The organism is Terriglobia bacterium (assembly GCA_020072785.1).
Classification (GTDB): Bacteria; Acidobacteriota; Terriglobia; order Acidiferrales; family UBA7541; genus Acidiferrum.
Genome location: JAIQGG010000008.1, coordinates 1 through 16464, shown reverse-complemented (window position 1 = coordinate 16464; position 16464 = coordinate 1). Strand labels below are relative to the sequence as shown.

The following is a 16464-nucleotide window of genomic DNA, read 5'->3' as shown; positions in this document are numbered from 1 at the left end:
GGGATTACGAGGATTGCCGGAGAGGGCCAGGGCAAGCCGCTCTTGACCTTCCAGCCCTCGGCCAGTACGCTGACACCTCATGCGCTCGGGGACTCGCAGGGGTATTTTGATCGGCTTGGGGATTGTGCTGCTGGGCGCGGTGTTCTACCACGCGAGCGGCCGCCTCAAGCACGGGGAATTTCACGCCGGGGAGATGCTGCAGGCCTTGCACCACACGCGCCTTGAGCTGCTGCTGCTCGGGCTGGCGGCCATCTACGCCTGCTATGCCTTGCGCGCGCTGCGCTGGATGCGCTTTTCGCGGCACCTCGGACCGGTCTCCTTCCGCAACATCTACAGCATGACTCTGGCCGGCTTTTCCCTGCTCTTTCTGTTCGGGAGGCCCGGGGAGCCGCTCCGTCCGCTGCTGCTGGCGCGCAAGGAGCGGCAGCCAGTGGCGGATACGTTTGGCATTTATGCCCTGGAGCGGCTGTTCGACGCGGCGAGTATGGCCGTGATTGCGGCGGTCGGGCTGTTCCTGCTGCCGGTGCATACCGGAACGGCGGGCGCGGCGGGAGCGTTGGAGCATGCGGCACGGACGGCCGGGACACTGCTCTTCACCGGGGTCTTCGGCATGGTGGCCTTCCTCGTCTATCTGCGGCTGCACGGCACAGCCATGCTGGAACGGCGGCTGCAGGGCTGGCGGGCGGCGCACGGCTGGCGGGCGACGCTGGCGCACATTGTCCTGGGATTTGTGCGCGGCATCCAGACCATCCGCAGCTGGGGGGACCTGGCGTCCGCGGTGTTCTATTCGGGAGCGCACTGGGTGCTGGTGGCGATGGTCTATTACTGGGTCTCGCACAGCTTCGGAGGCCGCCTCGGCGCGATCACCTTCAGCGAGGCGACGGTGGTGATGGCGTTCACGCTGGTGGGCTCGGTGGTGCAGTTGCCCGCAGTGGGCGGGGGATCGCAGATCGGTTCTATTCTTGCTTACACGGCAATCTTTGGAGTAGAAAGAGAGCCGGCGGTGGTGGCGGCGGTGGTGGTGTGGCTGATTACGTTTGCGGCCTGCAGCCTGGCTGGTGTGCCGCTGCTGATCCAGGAAGGTTTGTCGTTCGGGGAGTTGCGCCGGATGGTTGGGCGCGAAGAAAAGGAAGCCGCCTAGACGGCAGGGCGGCGGGGAGAGGCGGCCGAGTGAAATGTCCCTTTTGCGCGCATCTTGACGACAAGGTGATCGACTCCCGCGAAGGCCGCACCGGCGATACGATTCGGCGGCGCCGCGAATGCCTCAAATGCGGCCGGCGGTTCACCACCTACGAACGCATCGACGAAATTCCCTACATGGTGATCAAGAAGGACGGGCGGCGCGAGCGCTTCGACCGCCAGAAGATTCTGCAGGGGCTGCTCAAAGCCTGTGAGAAGCGGCCCGTGCCGACTGCCAAGCTCGAGGGCATTGTCGACGAAATCGAGGGCGTGGTGCAGGAAGCTACCGAGCGCGAGCTGACCACCACGGAAATCGGCGAGATGATCATGCACCGGCTGAAAAAGCTGGATAAGGTCGCCTATGTGCGTTTCGCCTCCGTGTACATGGATTTCAAGGACGTGAAGGAATTCATGTCCGAGCTGAAGGGGCTGCTGAAGGATCGGACGAAGAAGTAACCGGTCCGCCGCGCTCTTGGGAGAAGCAAACATGCGATTGCAGAGGACCCGTCTGGGTCTTGCCAGGCTGTTGTTCGTTTTGCTGCTGGGCGGAGCCACGGGCTATCTTGCCGTTTGGGCCGCCGGGGAAGAGGCCGCGGGGCTGCCCGCGGCGGCGGGGGCGGCGATGCGGGGAATTGACGCGCAGAAGATCGGCGCGCACGTGCGCTTCCTCTCGCACGACCTGCTGGAGGGGCGCGGCACGGGCGCGCGCGGCGGGGACATCGCGGCGGAATATATTGCGACGCAGTTCGCGCTGTATGGACTGAAGCCGGCGGGCGATCACGGCTCGTATATGCAGAAGGTGCCCATGGTAGGCGTGCGTACCCTGCCGGAGACATCCTTTACCTTTACGCCGGCTCAGGGCGAGCCGGTGCGGCTGAAGCTGCTGGACGACTTCGTGACCAACAACGAAAGCCAGACGGAAACGGCGGAGATCGACGCCCCGGTGGTCTTCGTGGGATTCGGCATTCAGGCGCCGGAGTACAACTGGGACGATTTCAAGGGCGTGGACCTGCGCGGCAAAGTCGTGGTGATGTTCGTCGCGGAACCGTCGTCGGACGATCCCAAGTTTTTCAAGGGCAAGGCGCTGACCTACTACGGGCGGTGGACCTACAAGTTCGAGGAAGCGGCGCGGCAGGGCGCAGTGGCAGCGCTGGTGATTCACCGCCGGGACCTGGCCAGCTACGGCTGGGAGGTGGTGCGCAGCTCCTGGGGCGGCGAGCATTCCTACCTGCAGCGCGACGGCACGCCGAAGCTGGAGGCGGCGGCCTGGATTCAATGGGATGTGGCGAACCGGCTGGTGGGCTTTGGCGGGTACGATCTGAACAAGCTGTTTCAGGCGGCGCAATCGCGCGATTTCAAGCCGATCGAGCTGCCCGTACGTTTGAAGGCGCATCTGGCCAGCCATCTGCGCCCGTTCGTCTCGCATAACGTGCTGGCGATGTTGCCAGGGACAGATGCGCAGCGGCGCGGCGAGGGGGTGCTCTACACAGCGCACTACGACCATCTGGGAATCGATCCGGCGATGTCCGGCGACAACATCTATAACGGGGCGCTGGACAACGCGACAGGCTGCGGGATCCTGCTGGAATTGGCGCGCGCCTACGCCTCGTTGAAAGAGGCTCCGGCGCGGTCGATCTATTTCGCTTCGGTGACCGCCGAGGAACAGGGGCTGCTCGGTTCGGAGTATCTGGGCAAACACACACCAATCGCGCCGTCCAGGATCACACTGGATCTGAACTACGACGACCTGCCGCCGCTGGGCGACCCGGAAGAGGTGGAAGTGAACGGCGCGGAGCGCACAACCTTTTATCCGGCGGTCGAGGAGACGGCCAAGAGCTTCGGTATGGCCATTGCGCCCGATGCCCAGCCCGAGGCCGGGCACTACTACCGCTCCGACCACTTCAGCCTGGCCCGCGTGGGGATTCCGTCCTTCTCGGTCAACGAAGGCGTAAAATTCGCGGGGCATACGGCGGAATGGGGCCTGGCGCAGCACAAGGATTACAACGAGCACTACTACCATCAGCCCACGGACGAGTACAAGCCGGAGATGGATTTCACGGGCGATGCGAAGATGGCGCGGTTCGGCTTCGCGCTGGGATGGAAAGCCGCCACGCTGCCGGGACTGGCCAGCTGGCAGCCCGGCGATGAGTTCGAGCCGGCACGCAAAGCGAGCCAGAAGCCCTGAGCAGCAGCGCGCGCGGGATCTGCGCCGCTAGTTTTCCTTCGTCCAGAGGATGCTGCGGTCCACTGCGGCCAGCGAGGCGCGGCCGCAGAGGGCCAGCACCGCGCGCAGCTCGTCGAGGAGAATGCGCACGGCGCGCTCCACCCCGGCTTCACCGTGCACCGCCAGAGCCCACAGATACGGCCTGCCAATCAGCACGGCGCGCGCACCCAGGGCCAAGGCCTTGACCACGTCGGTGCCGCGGCGGATACCGCCATCGAGAAGTACGGGAAAGTCTGCGGGCACGGCTTCCATGATGCGCGGCAGAACTTCAATGGTGGCGGGCGTGGTGTCCAGGTTTCGCGCGCCGTGATTGGAGACGATGATTCCGGCGGCGCCGTGCTCCGCGGCGAGGCGCGCGTCTTCGGGGGCGAGGATGCCCTTGACCAGCACCGGCAGCTTGGTCAGCGAGCGCACCCACTCGAAGTCTTTCCAGGTTAACGAAGCGTCCAGCGTGGCAATGGTTGCTCCGGTCTCGTCGAAATGTGCCGCGGTGACCATGGCGGTATTGTAGCGGCTGAGATTGGCGCGCTGGGCGCCGCGCGGCAGGCCAAAACCGGTGCGCATTTCGCGGTTGCGCACGCCGAGCACCGGCAGGTCCACGGTCATGCAGATGGCGCGGTAGCCGGCGCCTTCGGCGCGCTGCACCAGGTCCCTGGAGATGGCGCGGTCAGGCGGCATGTACAGCTGAAACCAGAGGGGCGCGGTTGCGGCGCGGGCGAGCTCCTCGAGAGCGATGGTGGCGAAGGAACTGACCACCAGCGTGGCGGCGGCTTTCCCCGCGCCGCGCACCGTGGCCAGCTCGCCCTGCTTGTGAAACAGCTTGTGGTATGCGGCGGGAGCGAGAAGGATGGGGTGCTCCATCTTCTGGCCGAAGAGCTCGAGCGTGGTGTCCAGGCTGCTGACGTCGCGCAGGACGCGCGGCTGCAGGAGGAGTTCGTCGAAGGCCGTGCGGTTGCGCCGCAGGGAGATCTCATCGGCGGCGCCGCTGTCGAGGTACTCGCGGGCGACGGCGCTCATCTTGTTCTGTGCCGCCTGCTGGTAATCGGATAAACAGACAATCGAGGGAGTTTTCTGCCGCTTGGCCATGTACGCCGTTCTATCGCTCGCCGCGCCCGGGGTCAAGAGCGGAGTTGCCGGGAAGACGCGGGGGCGAGTTTTCCTTTGACAGCGGGGCACGCGCTGATGACACTAGGCAGCCGGAGCGGAACGTAGCATCGTCCGCGCCGGGCCAACCGGGAGAGGCCAGGCAATGGTGCAATGGGAACGGCGGGTGCGTGTGCGCATCCTGATGCTGGCGGGGGCGTGTTTGGCCGCGGCGGCGGCGCTGATCGCCGCGGGTCGCAGCACCGCCGCGGGCGGCTACGACGTGGTGATCCTGCACGGCCGGGTGATGGATCCGGAATCGAAGCTGGACGCGGTGCGCAATATCGGCATCACGGGCGGCAAGATTCGCGCCATTTCCACGCAGCCCTTGCGCGGAAAGGTGGCGCTGGAGGCGCGGGGACTGGTGGTCGCGCCGGGGTTCATCGATCTCCACGAGCACGGGCAGGAGCCGCGGAATTACGCGTTTCAGGCGCACGACGGTGTGACGACTTCGCTCGAACTGGAGGGCGGCACGGAAGATGTGGGAGCGTGGTACGCCGAGCGCGAGGGGAAGGCGCTCATCAATTTTGGCGTGAGCATCGGGCATATCCCGGTGCGCGAGCGGGTAATGGCCACGGGACCGGAGATCGCTGCGATGGAGGCGGCCAATCATCGGGAGGCCACGCCGGAAGAGATGGTCAAGATCCGCGAGCAGATGGAGAAGGGTTTCCGGGAGGGGGCTCTCGGCGAAGGCATGGGCATCAACTACACGCCGGGCGCGTCGCACCAGGAGATCGTGGAGATGTTCCAGCTGGCCGCGAAATATGGCGCGCCGGTGCACGTGCACCTGCGCTACGCCGGCGGGAAAGAGCCGGAAACGGGGCTGGCGGCGCTGGAAGAAGTAATTGCGGCAGCGGCTGCGACGGGCGCGCCGCTGCACGTCGTGCACATCACCAGCATGGGCCTGAAGCACACGCCGCAGCTCCTGGCCATGATCGAAGGGGCGCAAAAGCGCGGCCTGGACGTCACTACGGAGTGTTATCCCTACACCGCAGCGAGCACGAGCCTGGAGTCGGCCATCTTCGATCCCGGCTGGCAGGAGCGGATGGGCATCACCTACAAGGACATTCAGTGGGCCGCGACGGGGGAGCGGCTGACGGCGGAGACGTTTGAGAAATACCGCAAGCAGGGGGGCGTGGTGGTGATCCACGCGATTCCCGAAGAGGCCGCGCGCATGGCCGTGGCCGACCCCGTGGTGATGATCGGAAGCGACGGCATGCCCATCACCGGAGCGAAGGTTCATCCGCGCGGGCAGGGAAGCTACGCGCGCGTGCTGGGGCACTACGTGCGCGAGGAAAAGGCGCTGGATCTGATGACCGCACTGCGCAAGATGACCCTGCTTCCGGCACAGCGGCTGGAAAAGCGCGCCGCAATCTTCCGCGACAAGGGCCGGATTCGCCTGGGGGCCGATGCGGACATCACCGTCTTCGATCCTGGGCGGGTCATTGACAGGGCCACGTTCGAGGAACCCCTGCAGGCCTCCGACGGCATTTCGTTTGTCCTTGTCAGCGGCGTGCCCGTCGTGCGCGACGGCAAGTCTGTGGACGGGGTGTTTCCGGGGCGCGCGGCCCGCGCCCCGTTCACAAAGTAGAGTTTCGCGGCCGAAACCAGGGGGATCGTTCACCGTTGCCACTCGCCACTTCCACGACAAAAGGCTCCAAAGCGCACCATGCCGTCCTGGCCGGCTTTCTCGGCTGGACGCTGGATGCCTTCGACTTCTTCGTCGTCGTCTTTTTGATCGACACGCTGGCGCACCAGTTTGGGGTCAGCAAGAAAGAGATCGTCCTGACGACCACGGCGACATTGGCGATGCGCCCGATCGGCGCGCTGCTCTTCGGCCTGCTGGCGGACCGCTTCGGCCGGCGCGTGCCGCTGATGGCCAACGTGATCTTCTTTTCGGTGATCGAGTTGCTGTGCGGCTTCGCGCCGAACTACAGTTTTTTTCTGGTGCTTCGCGCGCTGTTCGGCATCGGCATGGGCGGCGAATGGGGCGTCGGTGCGTCGCTGGCGATGGAGGCGGCGCCAGTGCGCTGGCGCGGGGTCCTGAGCGGCATCCTGCAGAGCGGCTACTCCATCGGCTACCTGCTGGCGGCCATTGCGGCGCGCTTCATCCTGCCGCACTGGGGCTGGCGCCCGATGTTCTGGATCGGCGCGCTGCCCGCGCTGCTGGCGCTGTATATCCGCACCAAGGTGCCGGAGTCCGAAGCCTGGCGGCAGCACCGCGCGGAGAGCACGGGAAAGGTTCTGCGCGTCGTGGCCGGCGAATGGAAGCGCTTCGCCTACCTCGTGGTGCTGATGACCTTCATGATGTTTCTCTCGCACGGCACGCAGGATCTCTACCCGGACTTTCTGCAGGAGGTTCACCGCGTGTCGCAGGCGATGCGCGCGAATATGGCCATGCTGTACAACGTGGGCGCGATCGTAGGCGCGGTCATCTTCGGGCATTTTTCCGAACTGGCGGGACGCAGGAAAAGCATGATGGCGGCGCTGGCGCTTTCCCTGGCGGCGATTCCGCTGTGGGCATTCGGCGGGAGTCTCGGTGTGCTGGTCCTCGGTGCTTTCCTGATGCAGATGGGCGTGCAGGGCGCGTGGGGCGTCATCCCCGTGCACTTGAATGAGCTGGCGGCAGACGCGGCGCGCGGTTTAATGCCCGGGATGGCCTACCAACTGGGTATTCTCTTTGCCGCGCCGACTAATTCCATCCAGTATGCCTTGCGCGACCATATCGGTTATCAGTGGGCCCTTGCCGGCTTTGAGATCGTCACCCTTGTCTCTCTGGCCATGCTCCTGCTCATCGGTACGGAGGCGCGTGGGCGCAGCTTTCTGCGCACAGCCGCGCCGGACAGTGCACTCCGGGAAGGTGCAGCTCCCGCAGGGTGAGAAATCCGAGCCGTCCGGCCGGCTGGCAGCAAGCGCGGGGCTGTGGTAGAATTTTTTTACACAGTGCGCCCGTAGCTCAGCTGGATAGAGCGTCTGGCTACGAACCAGAAGGTCGGGAGTTCGAGTCCCCCCGGGCGCACCACTTCTAATCCTTTGGCCAAGTCCGATGGCCAAATCCGCGCGTCTTGGGTTATTTCGCGCACCACTCCCGCACTAATCTGGGCTGCTTCGCTCAAATAGTTGCTATAAGTCCCACCTTTATTTCCCTCTTCAGGAAGTGACAAGTCTTTTATTTGCAATTGGTTATGGTGGGCCAGAGATTTAGTTTTGAGCTGGGCAGCCAACTGCTCCAATGAGGGTCGGAGTCACAGGGCGCGGCAACGTTGTGCCCTTGTCGGCCGATAAGAGGCAGATCGCGAGGCGGGCTCTTCAGGAGGTTCTCATGCAGCGGCACGTAGCTATTCTTGGTGCGGCGGGCCGGGACTTCCACAACTTCAATGTCTGCTTTCGCGAGGATCCTCAATACCGCGTGATCGCTTTCACAGCGGCGCAAATCCCGGAGATCGCCGGCCGCCGCTATCCACCCGAACTGGCGGGGCCACTCTACCCGAATGGCATTCCCATCGTCGCGGAGGAACAACTGGAACATTTGATCGTGACGGAAAAGGTGAACCTGGTGGTGTTCTCGTATAGCGATGTCTCGCACAACCAGGTGATGGATCTGGCTTCGCGCGCGATCGCCGCCGGGGCAGACTTCCTGCTGCTGGGCGCCGATCGCACGATGTTGAAATCCCGCGTACCCGTCGTTTCCGTCTGTGCCGTGCGCACGGGTTGCGGCAAGACACCAGTTTCCCGCCGAGTTGTCCAACTCCTGAAAGAAATGGGGGTGCAAGTGGTCGTCATCCGGCATCCCATGCCCTATGGCGACCTGGCCCGTCAGGCCGTGCAACGTTTTGCCGCATTCGCCGATCTGGACCGGCATCATTGCACCATTGAAGAGCGCGAAGAATACGAACCGCACCTGGAAGCCGGCACTATCGTCTATGCCGGCGTGGACTATGAAAGGATTCTGGCGGAGGCGGAAAAGGAAGCCGGAGTCATTGTCTGGGACGGCGGCAACAACGACACGCCGTTTTTCCGCTCCGACCTCGAAATCGTAGTGGCGGATCCGCATCGCGCCGGACACGAATTGCTTTACCATCCAGGCGAGGTCAACCTGCTGCGAGCCGGTGTGATTGTGATCAATAAAGTAGATACGGCTGTCGATGAAAATGTTGAAATCATTCGGCACAATGTCCGGGAACGCAACCCGAAAGCACGCCTGATCGAGACCGTCTCGCACATCGCGGTGGATCATCCCGAAAGCTTGCGGAGCGCGCGCGCCTTGATCATTGAGGATGGCCCGACGCTGACTCATGGCGGAATGGCATACGGCGCGGGCGTGATTGCAGCCCGCCGGGAAAGCGCAGCCGAGTTGGTGGACCCCAGGCCCTACGCGGTCGGAAGCCTACGCGAGGTCTTTGCGCACTTTCCGCACATCGGCCCCCTGCTTCCCGCTATGGGTTATAGCCAGAGGCAACTCAGTGAACTCGAGGAGACGATCCGTGGGACACCCTGTGACGTTGTCGTGATCGCCACTCCGATCGATCTGGGACGGATCGTTCAAATTTCCAAACCGACTGTGCGCGTGACCTACGACGTGGTCGAGCGAAGCACGCTCACTTTGGCGCAGGTGCTCCGGGAATTCGTGGCGGAACATGCGCCGGTCACCGCATGATTTGCGAGGCTTCTATATGTCACAAGTCCTGCACACCTCTCCGATTCCATTCCGGCCTTTTGGCCGGGCTCCCGGAGTTGAGAAGCGCGATTTTTTGTCTCTGCACGACCTGTCGGTAACGGAAATGGCGGCATTGCTCGATCACGCGGCGGAAGTGAAAGCTCACCCATCTGCTTTTGCGGGGGCTCTGGAGGGCCGGACGGCGGCACTTATCTTTGAAAAACCTTCGTTGCGCACCCGCGTGTCCTTCGAAGTGGGTCTACTGCAGTTGGGCGCACACGGCATCTATCTCGCGCCGGCCGACATTGGACTGGGTAAGCGGGAGGCCGTGAAAGATGTGGCCCGGAATCTGGCTCTCTGGGTAGATGCGCTGGTGATGCGCACGTTCTCGCAGCGTATCCTGGAAGACATGGCCCTGCAGGGACGCATCCCGGTCATCAACGCGCTCTCGGATCTCTTGCATCCCTGCCAAACGGTCGCGGATTTGCTCACACTCCGCGAGTGCAAAGGGCAACTCCAAGGGCTCCGGGTTGCGTTTATCGGCGACGGCAATAATGTCGCGCACTCTCTGGCACATGGCGCTGCTAAAGTTGGTTTGCACCTGACCATCGCGTCCCCACCGAACTTCGAACCAGCATCCACGATTCTGATGCAGGCGCTCGCGGACGCAAACGCCACAGGCGCGACTATCCGCGTAATGAATGACCCGGCCGAAGCCGTTCGGGATGCCGATGCTGTCTATACCGACGTATGGGCCAGCATGGGGCAGGAGCAAGAAGCCGAAGAGCGCAAAATCATCTTCGCAGCCTACCAGGTGAACGCGTCGCTGCTGGCGCTGGCCAAACCGGACGCCGTCTTTCTGCACTGCTTGCCGGCGCATCGCGGCGAAGAGGTGACGACCGAAGTGCTGGACGGCCCGCAATCCGTGGCGCTGCAACAGGCCGCGAACCGTTTACACGCACACAAGGCTATCTTGTTGTCCTTGCTGGCAGAAGCACCCGACTGAGCTGGCTGCGGAGAAACAATGAAGCCCATTGCGGTCATCGCCATCGGCGGTAATTCGCTGGTTCTTCCGGGCCAGCGGGGAACGTTCGAGGAACAGCTAAGCCGTGCGCGCACCATCTGCAAAGGGCTAACGGAGGTATTGGCTGCGGGCTATCGCCTGGTTTTGACGCATGGAAACGGGCCGCAGGTGGGCGATGCGCTGCTGCGCAGCGAGCTGGCACAGCCAGCGTTGTCGCCGCTGCGCCTGGATGTTTGCGACGCGGAAACCCAGGGCCTGATTGGCTACCTGCTGCAGCAGACCTTGGAGAACGCACTGGCCGAACGCGGACTACGTTCCGGCGTGGTCAGCATGGTCACGCAGGTGGTTGTGGATCCAGAGGATCCGGCATTCCGCAACCCCAGCAAACCCATCGGGCCTTTTTTCTCCCTTGAGATCGCAACGCAGCGCAAGCGGACTCTCGGCTGGACAATTGCCGAAGACGCCGGCCGCGGGTGGCGGCGGATCGTGGCTTCTCCGCGCCCCCTGGAAATCATCGAGCTCGATGCCATCCGGGCTTGTTTGGACTCAGGTATCGTCGTGATCGGTGCCGGCGGGGGAGGCATCCCGGTCGTGCGCCAGCGGGGAGGCCAGGAAGGGATCGAAGCAGTGATCGACAAAGACCGCGTCTCCTCCTTGCTGGCTAGAAACCTGGGGGCTGAGTTGCTCTTGTTCGTGACCGGCGTGGATCGAGTCACCTTGCATTTCGGTCAGGCCGATGAGTTGCCGCTTGAGCGTCTCACCGCGGAGCGCGCGAATCAGTATTTGCAGCAAGGTGAGTTCCCTCCGGGCAGCATGGGGCCGAAGATTGAAGCAGCCCTGGAGTTTCTCGAGGCAGGCGGACTCCGCGCCGTGATCACCTGCGCGGAAGACATAGTTGAGGCCCTGCGCGGTGAGAAGGGCACCGAAATCCTTCCCCCTTCTCTGACCGTTCACGAAGATTCACTGTCCTGAGCGAATTCGAACAATTTCCACTGAACAGGGAGCGTGGCGCACCACGGCCTCCGAAACGCTTCCCAGCAGAAAACGGTCCAGGCCTTTTCGCCCATGCGAGCCGAGGACGATCAAATCGGCTTGCCATTCCGTGGCGAGGTCGAGGATTCTGGATTTGGGGTCGCCTTGCTCGACGGCCGTGCTCGCCTTCAAACCAGCCTCGCGCAGCATTTTGGCGGTATTCGCCACCAATTCTTCCGCCTGCTTGCGATGTTTCTGCCATTCCGCCTCCATGGCAGAGGCATAGGCCCCCATTTCCCGGGCGACCAATATGGTCGGCGGTTCTATCACATGCAAAACCTGGACTTCCGTATCCGGCCGCCGGGCCTGCGCGACCACCGCTTGCGCGGCCGCTTCCGAGAACTTGGAGTCATCGATCGCCAGCAGAATTCTCATGATTTACCCCGCAGTGTTCGCAGCGAAATTTCCCACTTTTCTGGAACAAAAATGCCTTGGGACCCGTGGGCCAGAGGCCTTCCTCCTGGGCCTGCGCAAGGACGGTCAAGCCGGGATCCTCTTACAGCATGTCGAGGAATTCCTTCCAGGGCGTTGCAAAAAGTGTCTCGGTCGTCGAGTGTCCATAGGCGCGGATGAGCATCGCCGCTTTTTCGATCTGTTTGGGATCGTTGGACTCAACTACATCCACGACGTCGAACCGACCCATGGTTGCGAAACTATGCTTCCATTCCACATTCGGGCATTCCTTCTTGATCTTGTTGGACACGGCATCGGCTAATTTCTTGAAGTCCTTCGGATCTCGGAACGCTTCCGGGGAAAAACGGCTGAGAATCACATAGGTTGCCACTTCACACCTCCTGCTATTGGAAACTTCAGAGGCCGAATCCTTGCTGGCATCGGAGTAGCGGCACTACGCTGCCAGCATTTGTGTTCGCAGTGATGGTTCCTTGTCCGACCTGCGCCGCAGCATTGCCTTCAGACCCCAAAGAATACGGTTCAGGTCCGCCATTGTGCGCACGTTGTCCAAACCACGCAGACCGACTCCAGAATAGTGCCTCTGGACGAACTTCTCCAATTCCATACGGTTCATTCCGAGCGCTGCGGCGCAGCCCCATAGTGCACGCCAGGCTGCCGCATTCGGTGGCACACGCCCGCTCTTGGGATAACCATGGCGTCCCGCAGTTCCTGCAGCCTGATCCAGGCGCATCTCCGCGTGATGCACCAATTTCATCAGCCATTGGATGACGCAATCCGCGTCGCTTTCCGTCAGCTCGCGCGTTTCTCGCGCCCGGCCGGCAGTGAAGCGCTCGATGCAGTAATGGCGCAAGTCGCGATCAGCTTCGTGCGATAGCCGCAGCCGGCCAGTCCAGCGATGCCACAAGGCATGCAGCCGCCGAAGTTGCTTGCGGCGAAGAGGACGCGCTTGTGTGGCATCACTCTGCAATGGTTCCTCGTAAGACAGCGCTGCTCTCAGTCTCCCGTGGAAGGGATGCGGTTTCGGCCTGCCGAAGCCAGGCACCCATTCCGCCTGCTTCATGCAATTTGCGAGCCGCTTCACCGGCCACGATTTCGATCGATGTCCCGAAGCGGCGCACCAATTCGGGCAGTGTCTCTCGCAAACTGGCAGCCTGGCGCTCCCCACCGCAAACGGTGCAAGGAGGGCCTGCGACCCGGTCCAGCCATCCGCATTTTTCACACCGATGCAGGCCTGCCTCTAAATCGTTCTCGACAACTAGATTGCGCGCAGTCCCTTGCTGGAGACGAACCAGCGTTTCGTCTATGCCCAGGACGACGCCACGCTCACTGCTGAGTAAAGCCTCGACCAGCGCGACTTCTCGCTGCCGCTCCCACTGCTGGATTATCGGTTCAAGGCGACGTTGCAGTTCCGCGCGGGAGATCCAGCCCCACCCCAGATCTTCTCGGACTGGAACAACACGGTCTTTGAACGCTTCTGGAAGTTCTTCCAGAACACCGTTCGCCATTTCCTCCAGCCCGACCAAGAACACGGTGCGCTGACTGCCCTTCTCTGCCCAGTGAAGCTGAATGCCTTCGGCGACTTCACGATAAAAGTGCTGGTATTGGGCGTCCATGCGATGGTCGAAAACATCGTGCTGCGACCCTCGAGGCTTGTGTATTCCGGGGAGCGTACGTGTTCCGGTGCGCTCAAATTTTCCGAGATCCTTCTTCTTCCACTCTAAAACGTCTGCCACGAACTCTTTTTTCTCCAGTTCGATTAGTTCTCCGAGCCAGTACAGATAAAAGCGCGCGCCCTTTCGGATCACAACCACGGTTCCGCACGCCCTATGCTCATCCATCAGCCACAACAATTGGGATAGCGACGGACGACCCCAGGAGAGATCGTTCCTGAGCTTCAATTGAAGAGACACGACTTCCCAGGTTGTGGGACCCGCAAAGATGGCAAGGCCGCGCTCGCGTGGCCGATGGGCTCGGAGGTATTCTTCGACCCGCGCCAGTTGTTCGAGAAAGAGTTTTTTCTCTCTTGGAGTTACAGTCCCAGCTAGGGCAGTGGCCTGGGACCGTAACCAGGTCCTGTAGGCGGGAGTGAGCTTGCGATTATCGGAATCAGCTCGGTCCGTGTCCAAATAGACGGTAAGAACGGGGGAGGGAATTGCGGGAAGAGACCGGAGGAGACCGGGCTTCAGCATTGGAGTTCGCTCTATCTATGCTAGGCCATATTGCCCAAATGATGGGAGCATTCCGAGGGCCAGAGCTGAAACCCGCCCAGATTCCGCAAAGCATTCTTTCTGCGGGGGATACGCGGATTCCAGTTTAGTGGCAAACCGCTCAAGATGAGCAATTTCACCCGACTTGTGTTTTTTCTCGCTCTGTTGCCGATGGCCGAGAGGCATTCATAGTACTAGCCGCGCGCAACGCCCCGGCCTCAGGGATGATTGTCCTCCTGCTGTCGCTGGGACCTGGCTCGGATGGTCTCAATGAGATGGCTCATCCGGCGATAGTGCGAGCCTTTCCAATAGATCCGCTCGCAAGCCGGACAAATGTAAAACTCCTCGAAATGTTGCCGGGTCTCCGGCAACAGCCGGTGAAGCACCAATTCCTTGCGCACCGGTTGCAGCAAAGCATTGCAGTGCACGCACCTCTGAAATGGAACAATCAGTCTTGCCAGTGCAAAGCGTTCCACTATCTCGGCCACCTGCTCGCGCGGGAGCGTTGCCCGCACGCAATAACCGCGGGTGACCAGATTGCGTTTCAGCAATCCTTGATCCCGGGTTAAGAGAATTCGCCCTTCACGCGATGCGATTTGCGCCAGCTCTTCATCCTGGCAGTCATTGCGGTACACGGTGTCGAAACCCAGCATCCGTAGATACGCGGCCAGTCTGCCAAGATGCGTATCGAGAACGAAGCACTTCTCGCCAAGCGGCTGACGTTTCAGGCGGATCACAGGCGCTACATCGATCGATTCAAATGCCGGATAGACACTGATCCGGTCCCCATCCTGCACGCGGCAAGAGAAATCCACGGATTCGCCGTTGACGAGGATGACATCGACCTCCGTGTGCGGAACACCCAGGGCTTCGATCATGTCTTTGACCGACCCGCTGACTACAAAAGAATAAGCGGTCGCCCGCCTTCGTCGCACTGGCGGAAGAAAGTCGTTCAACTCAGCATAAAATCGAACGTAGGCTTGTTTCATTTCTCTTCCCGTGACAACCAGTGGGAATTACTTGCACATCATAAGTATGCACGGTTTTCTGTGCCCATTTGCAAAATCCGTCACGGCATCGCCCGCATCTTCGCGGGTGGACGGACAACTTCTGGGCATTTTGACAAACAGGGATTGATTCAGGCGCACCATCCAAACATTCCTAAGCTGCAATGAAGATTCTTCACTCTCAACATTCTAGTCGGCCACGAATCACTGTCCTGAAGATCGAAGGATTTACATTTCCGCCGCTTCTCAACTTGCCTCCTTCGGAGCTTTATCCGCAACTCTTCGAGCAATATCTTTTTGCGTTCTTCTATGCAATCTTCTATCTGTCATTTATGGCAGAGAATCGAGAGCGGCTTCTCCACGGGGAGGGCGCACTCGGCATTCTCCAACAGGATATGAGTGGGCAAACGCAGTTGAGACGGCCAGCACCCCGAGGGGATAAAGATGAAAATCGATTCGAAAGACTTTCGCGTGCGAGAAGGGAAAGACATCACACTCAAAAAGTGGCCGACGGTGGTGAAGCCTCTTTACAAATCGAAGGAACAGTATCAGAAACTTCTCGAAGAACATATTCAGAAGTTGAGCTCGATGCAGAGCCTCCTTTACGCATACAACCGTTATTCGCTCCTCCTGATTTTTCAGGCGATGGATGCCGCCGGGAAGGACGGCGCCATCAAGCACGTCATGTCGGGCATCAATCCGCAAGGCTGCCAGGTTTTCAGCTTCAAGCACCCGAGTGCCGAGGAACTGGACCACGATTTTCTATGGCGCAGCACCTGCCGTCTGCCGGAGCGCGGGCGGATCGGCATCTTTAATCGGTCTTATTACGAGGAAGTTCTGGTTGTTCGCGTGCACCCGGAGATTCTCCACGGCGAGGGACTTCCAGATGATCTGCTCGACGAGAAGACTATTTGGGAGGAGCGGTATCGTTCCATCGTGGATCTGGAGAATCATCTCTACCGAAACGGAACCCGGATCGTCAAATTTTTTCTTCATCTGTCGAAAGAGGAACAGCGCAAGCGATTTCTAGCGCGCATCGATAATCCGGAAAAGAATTGGAAATTCAGTCAGGCCGACGTCGCGGAGAGGAAGCTGTGGAAGCATTATATGAAGGCGTACGAAGCCTGTCTCGGTGCGACGAGCACCAAAACAGCACCCTGGTATATCGTTCCCGCCGATGACAAAGAGAACGCGCGTCTGATCATTTCCCAGGTCATTCTCGACACCTTTAAGAAGCTCAGGATGAGTTATCCGAAGGCAGGCAGAATGCGCCGGAAGGAATTGGAATCCATCCGTAAAGGTCTTGTGAAGTAAAGCGGAGAAGAGATGACAGGCAATATCCCCTTTGTTTTCCGTCCTGGGTCCTGATGCCCGATTCGCCGCGAATTCTCCCGCGATGGCAATGGGTTGTTTTGCGTTTTCCAATTTGCAAATCCTGTGCGCTTCGCGCATGATTACACTTTTGTTTGGCGTTTTCTTAGGCCATTTGTGCGCCGGGGCGGCGGGTGCCGGCCGGCGCGGCCCATTCTGAGGATCGAGGAGTTTCATGGACAAGCCAGCGAAGATCGCCGCGCCGA

The 16464-nt window shown here is 61.1% G+C and carries 15 protein-coding genes and 1 tRNA gene; 10 read left to right on the top strand and 6 right to left on the bottom strand.

What is annotated here, in order from left to right; genetic code table 11:
- Positions 1 to 79 precede the first annotated feature (79 nt).
- The 3 genes from LAN61_15140 to LAN61_15130 are packed head-to-tail and all read left to right on the top strand — an operon-like array spanning position 80 to position 3364.
- Complete coding sequence (locus tag LAN61_15140; protein MBZ5541850.1) at positions 80 to 1141, top strand: flippase-like domain-containing protein; 1062 nt, start codon at positions 80 to 82, stop codon at positions 1139 to 1141.
- A gap of 29 nt (positions 1142 to 1170) precedes the next feature.
- Entirely contained in the window at positions 1171 to 1635 is a 465-nt protein-coding gene (gene nrdR / locus LAN61_15135) for a transcriptional regulator NrdR (protein MBZ5541849.1), read from the top strand.
- Positions 1636 to 1666: 31 nt separating this feature from the next.
- Complete coding sequence (locus tag LAN61_15130) at positions 1667 to 3364, top strand: M28 family peptidase (GenBank protein MBZ5541848.1); 1698 nt, start codon at positions 1667 to 1669, stop codon at positions 3362 to 3364.
- Positions 3365 to 3391: 27 nt separating this feature from the next.
- Here LAN61_15130 and LAN61_15125 read toward each other — a convergent pair whose 3' ends face one another.
- Entirely contained in the window at positions 3392 to 4489 is a 1098-nt protein-coding gene (locus LAN61_15125) for an alpha-hydroxy-acid oxidizing protein (GenBank protein MBZ5541847.1), read from the bottom strand.
- A 202-nt stretch (positions 4490 to 4691) separates the two neighbouring features.
- On the opposite strand from LAN61_15125, the gene LAN61_15120 reads away from it, so the two are divergent.
- From LAN61_15120 to LAN61_15095, 6 genes are all read left to right on the top strand, one after another.
- A complete protein-coding gene (locus tag LAN61_15120) occupies positions 4692 to 6137 on the top strand; it encodes an amidohydrolase family protein (protein ID MBZ5541846.1) in 1446 nt (481 codons plus the stop codon).
- A 35-nt stretch (positions 6138 to 6172) separates the two neighbouring features.
- Positions 6173 to 7426, top strand: coding sequence for an MFS transporter (locus LAN61_15115; GenBank protein ID MBZ5541845.1), 1254 nt, complete (start codon positions 6173 to 6175; stop codon positions 7424 to 7426).
- 65 nt (positions 7427 to 7491) lie between these two features.
- Positions 7492 to 7568 (top strand) — tRNA-Arg (locus LAN61_15110).
- Between the two features lie 300 nt (positions 7569 to 7868).
- Positions 7869 to 9203: a cyclic 2,3-diphosphoglycerate synthase gene (locus LAN61_15105; protein ID MBZ5541844.1), complete on the top strand. Its 1335-nt coding sequence runs from the start codon at positions 7869 to 7871 to the stop codon at positions 9201 to 9203.
- A 16-nt stretch (positions 9204 to 9219) separates the two neighbouring features.
- Complete coding sequence (argF, locus tag LAN61_15100; protein MBZ5541843.1) at positions 9220 to 10209, top strand: ornithine carbamoyltransferase; 990 nt, start codon at positions 9220 to 9222, stop codon at positions 10207 to 10209.
- Positions 10210 to 10227: 18 nt separating this feature from the next.
- The gene (locus LAN61_15095) at positions 10228 to 11199 is read left to right on the top strand and encodes a carbamate kinase (protein ID MBZ5541842.1); all 972 of its coding nucleotides are present in this window, start codon (positions 10228 to 10230) and stop codon (positions 11197 to 11199) included.
- Here LAN61_15095 and LAN61_15090 read toward each other — a convergent pair.
- The 5 genes from LAN61_15090 to LAN61_15070 all read right to left on the bottom strand — a co-directional run bounded on the left by LAN61_15090 (position 11188) and on the right by LAN61_15070 (position 14869).
- The gene (locus LAN61_15090) at positions 11188 to 11634 is read right to left on the bottom strand and encodes a universal stress protein (protein MBZ5541841.1); all 447 of its coding nucleotides are present in this window, start codon (positions 11632 to 11634) and stop codon (positions 11188 to 11190) included. The two genes, LAN61_15095 and LAN61_15090, sit on opposite strands and share 12 nt — an antisense overlap.
- 121 nt (positions 11635 to 11755) lie before the next feature.
- Positions 11756 to 12043 (bottom strand): GYD domain-containing protein, encoded by a 288-nt coding sequence (locus LAN61_15085; protein ID MBZ5541840.1) that lies wholly within the window; start codon positions 12041 to 12043, stop codon positions 11756 to 11758.
- Positions 12044 to 12106: 63 nt separating this feature from the next.
- Positions 12107 to 12640 carry a hypothetical protein gene (locus tag LAN61_15080; GenBank protein ID MBZ5541839.1) on the bottom strand — a complete coding sequence of 178 codons (534 nt, stop codon included), beginning with the start codon at positions 12638 to 12640 and terminating at the stop codon, positions 12107 to 12109.
- Positions 12630 to 13583: a hypothetical protein gene (locus tag LAN61_15075; GenBank protein ID MBZ5541838.1), complete on the bottom strand. Its 954-nt coding sequence runs from the start codon at positions 13581 to 13583 to the stop codon at positions 12630 to 12632. Before LAN61_15075 ends, LAN61_15080 begins: the two co-directional genes overlap by 11 nt.
- Positions 13584 to 14098: 515 nt before the next feature.
- Positions 14099 to 14869 carry a Mut7-C ubiquitin/RNAse domain-containing protein gene (locus LAN61_15070; GenBank protein MBZ5541837.1) on the bottom strand — a complete coding sequence of 257 codons (771 nt, stop codon included), beginning with the start codon at positions 14867 to 14869 and terminating at the stop codon, positions 14099 to 14101.
- 462 nt (positions 14870 to 15331) lie between these two features.
- On the opposite strand from LAN61_15070, the gene LAN61_15065 reads away from it, so the two are divergent.
- Entirely contained in the window at positions 15332 to 16201 is an 870-nt protein-coding gene (locus LAN61_15065; protein ID MBZ5541836.1) for a polyphosphate kinase 2 family protein, read from the top strand.
- Positions 16202 to 16464: the final 263 nt, after the last annotated feature.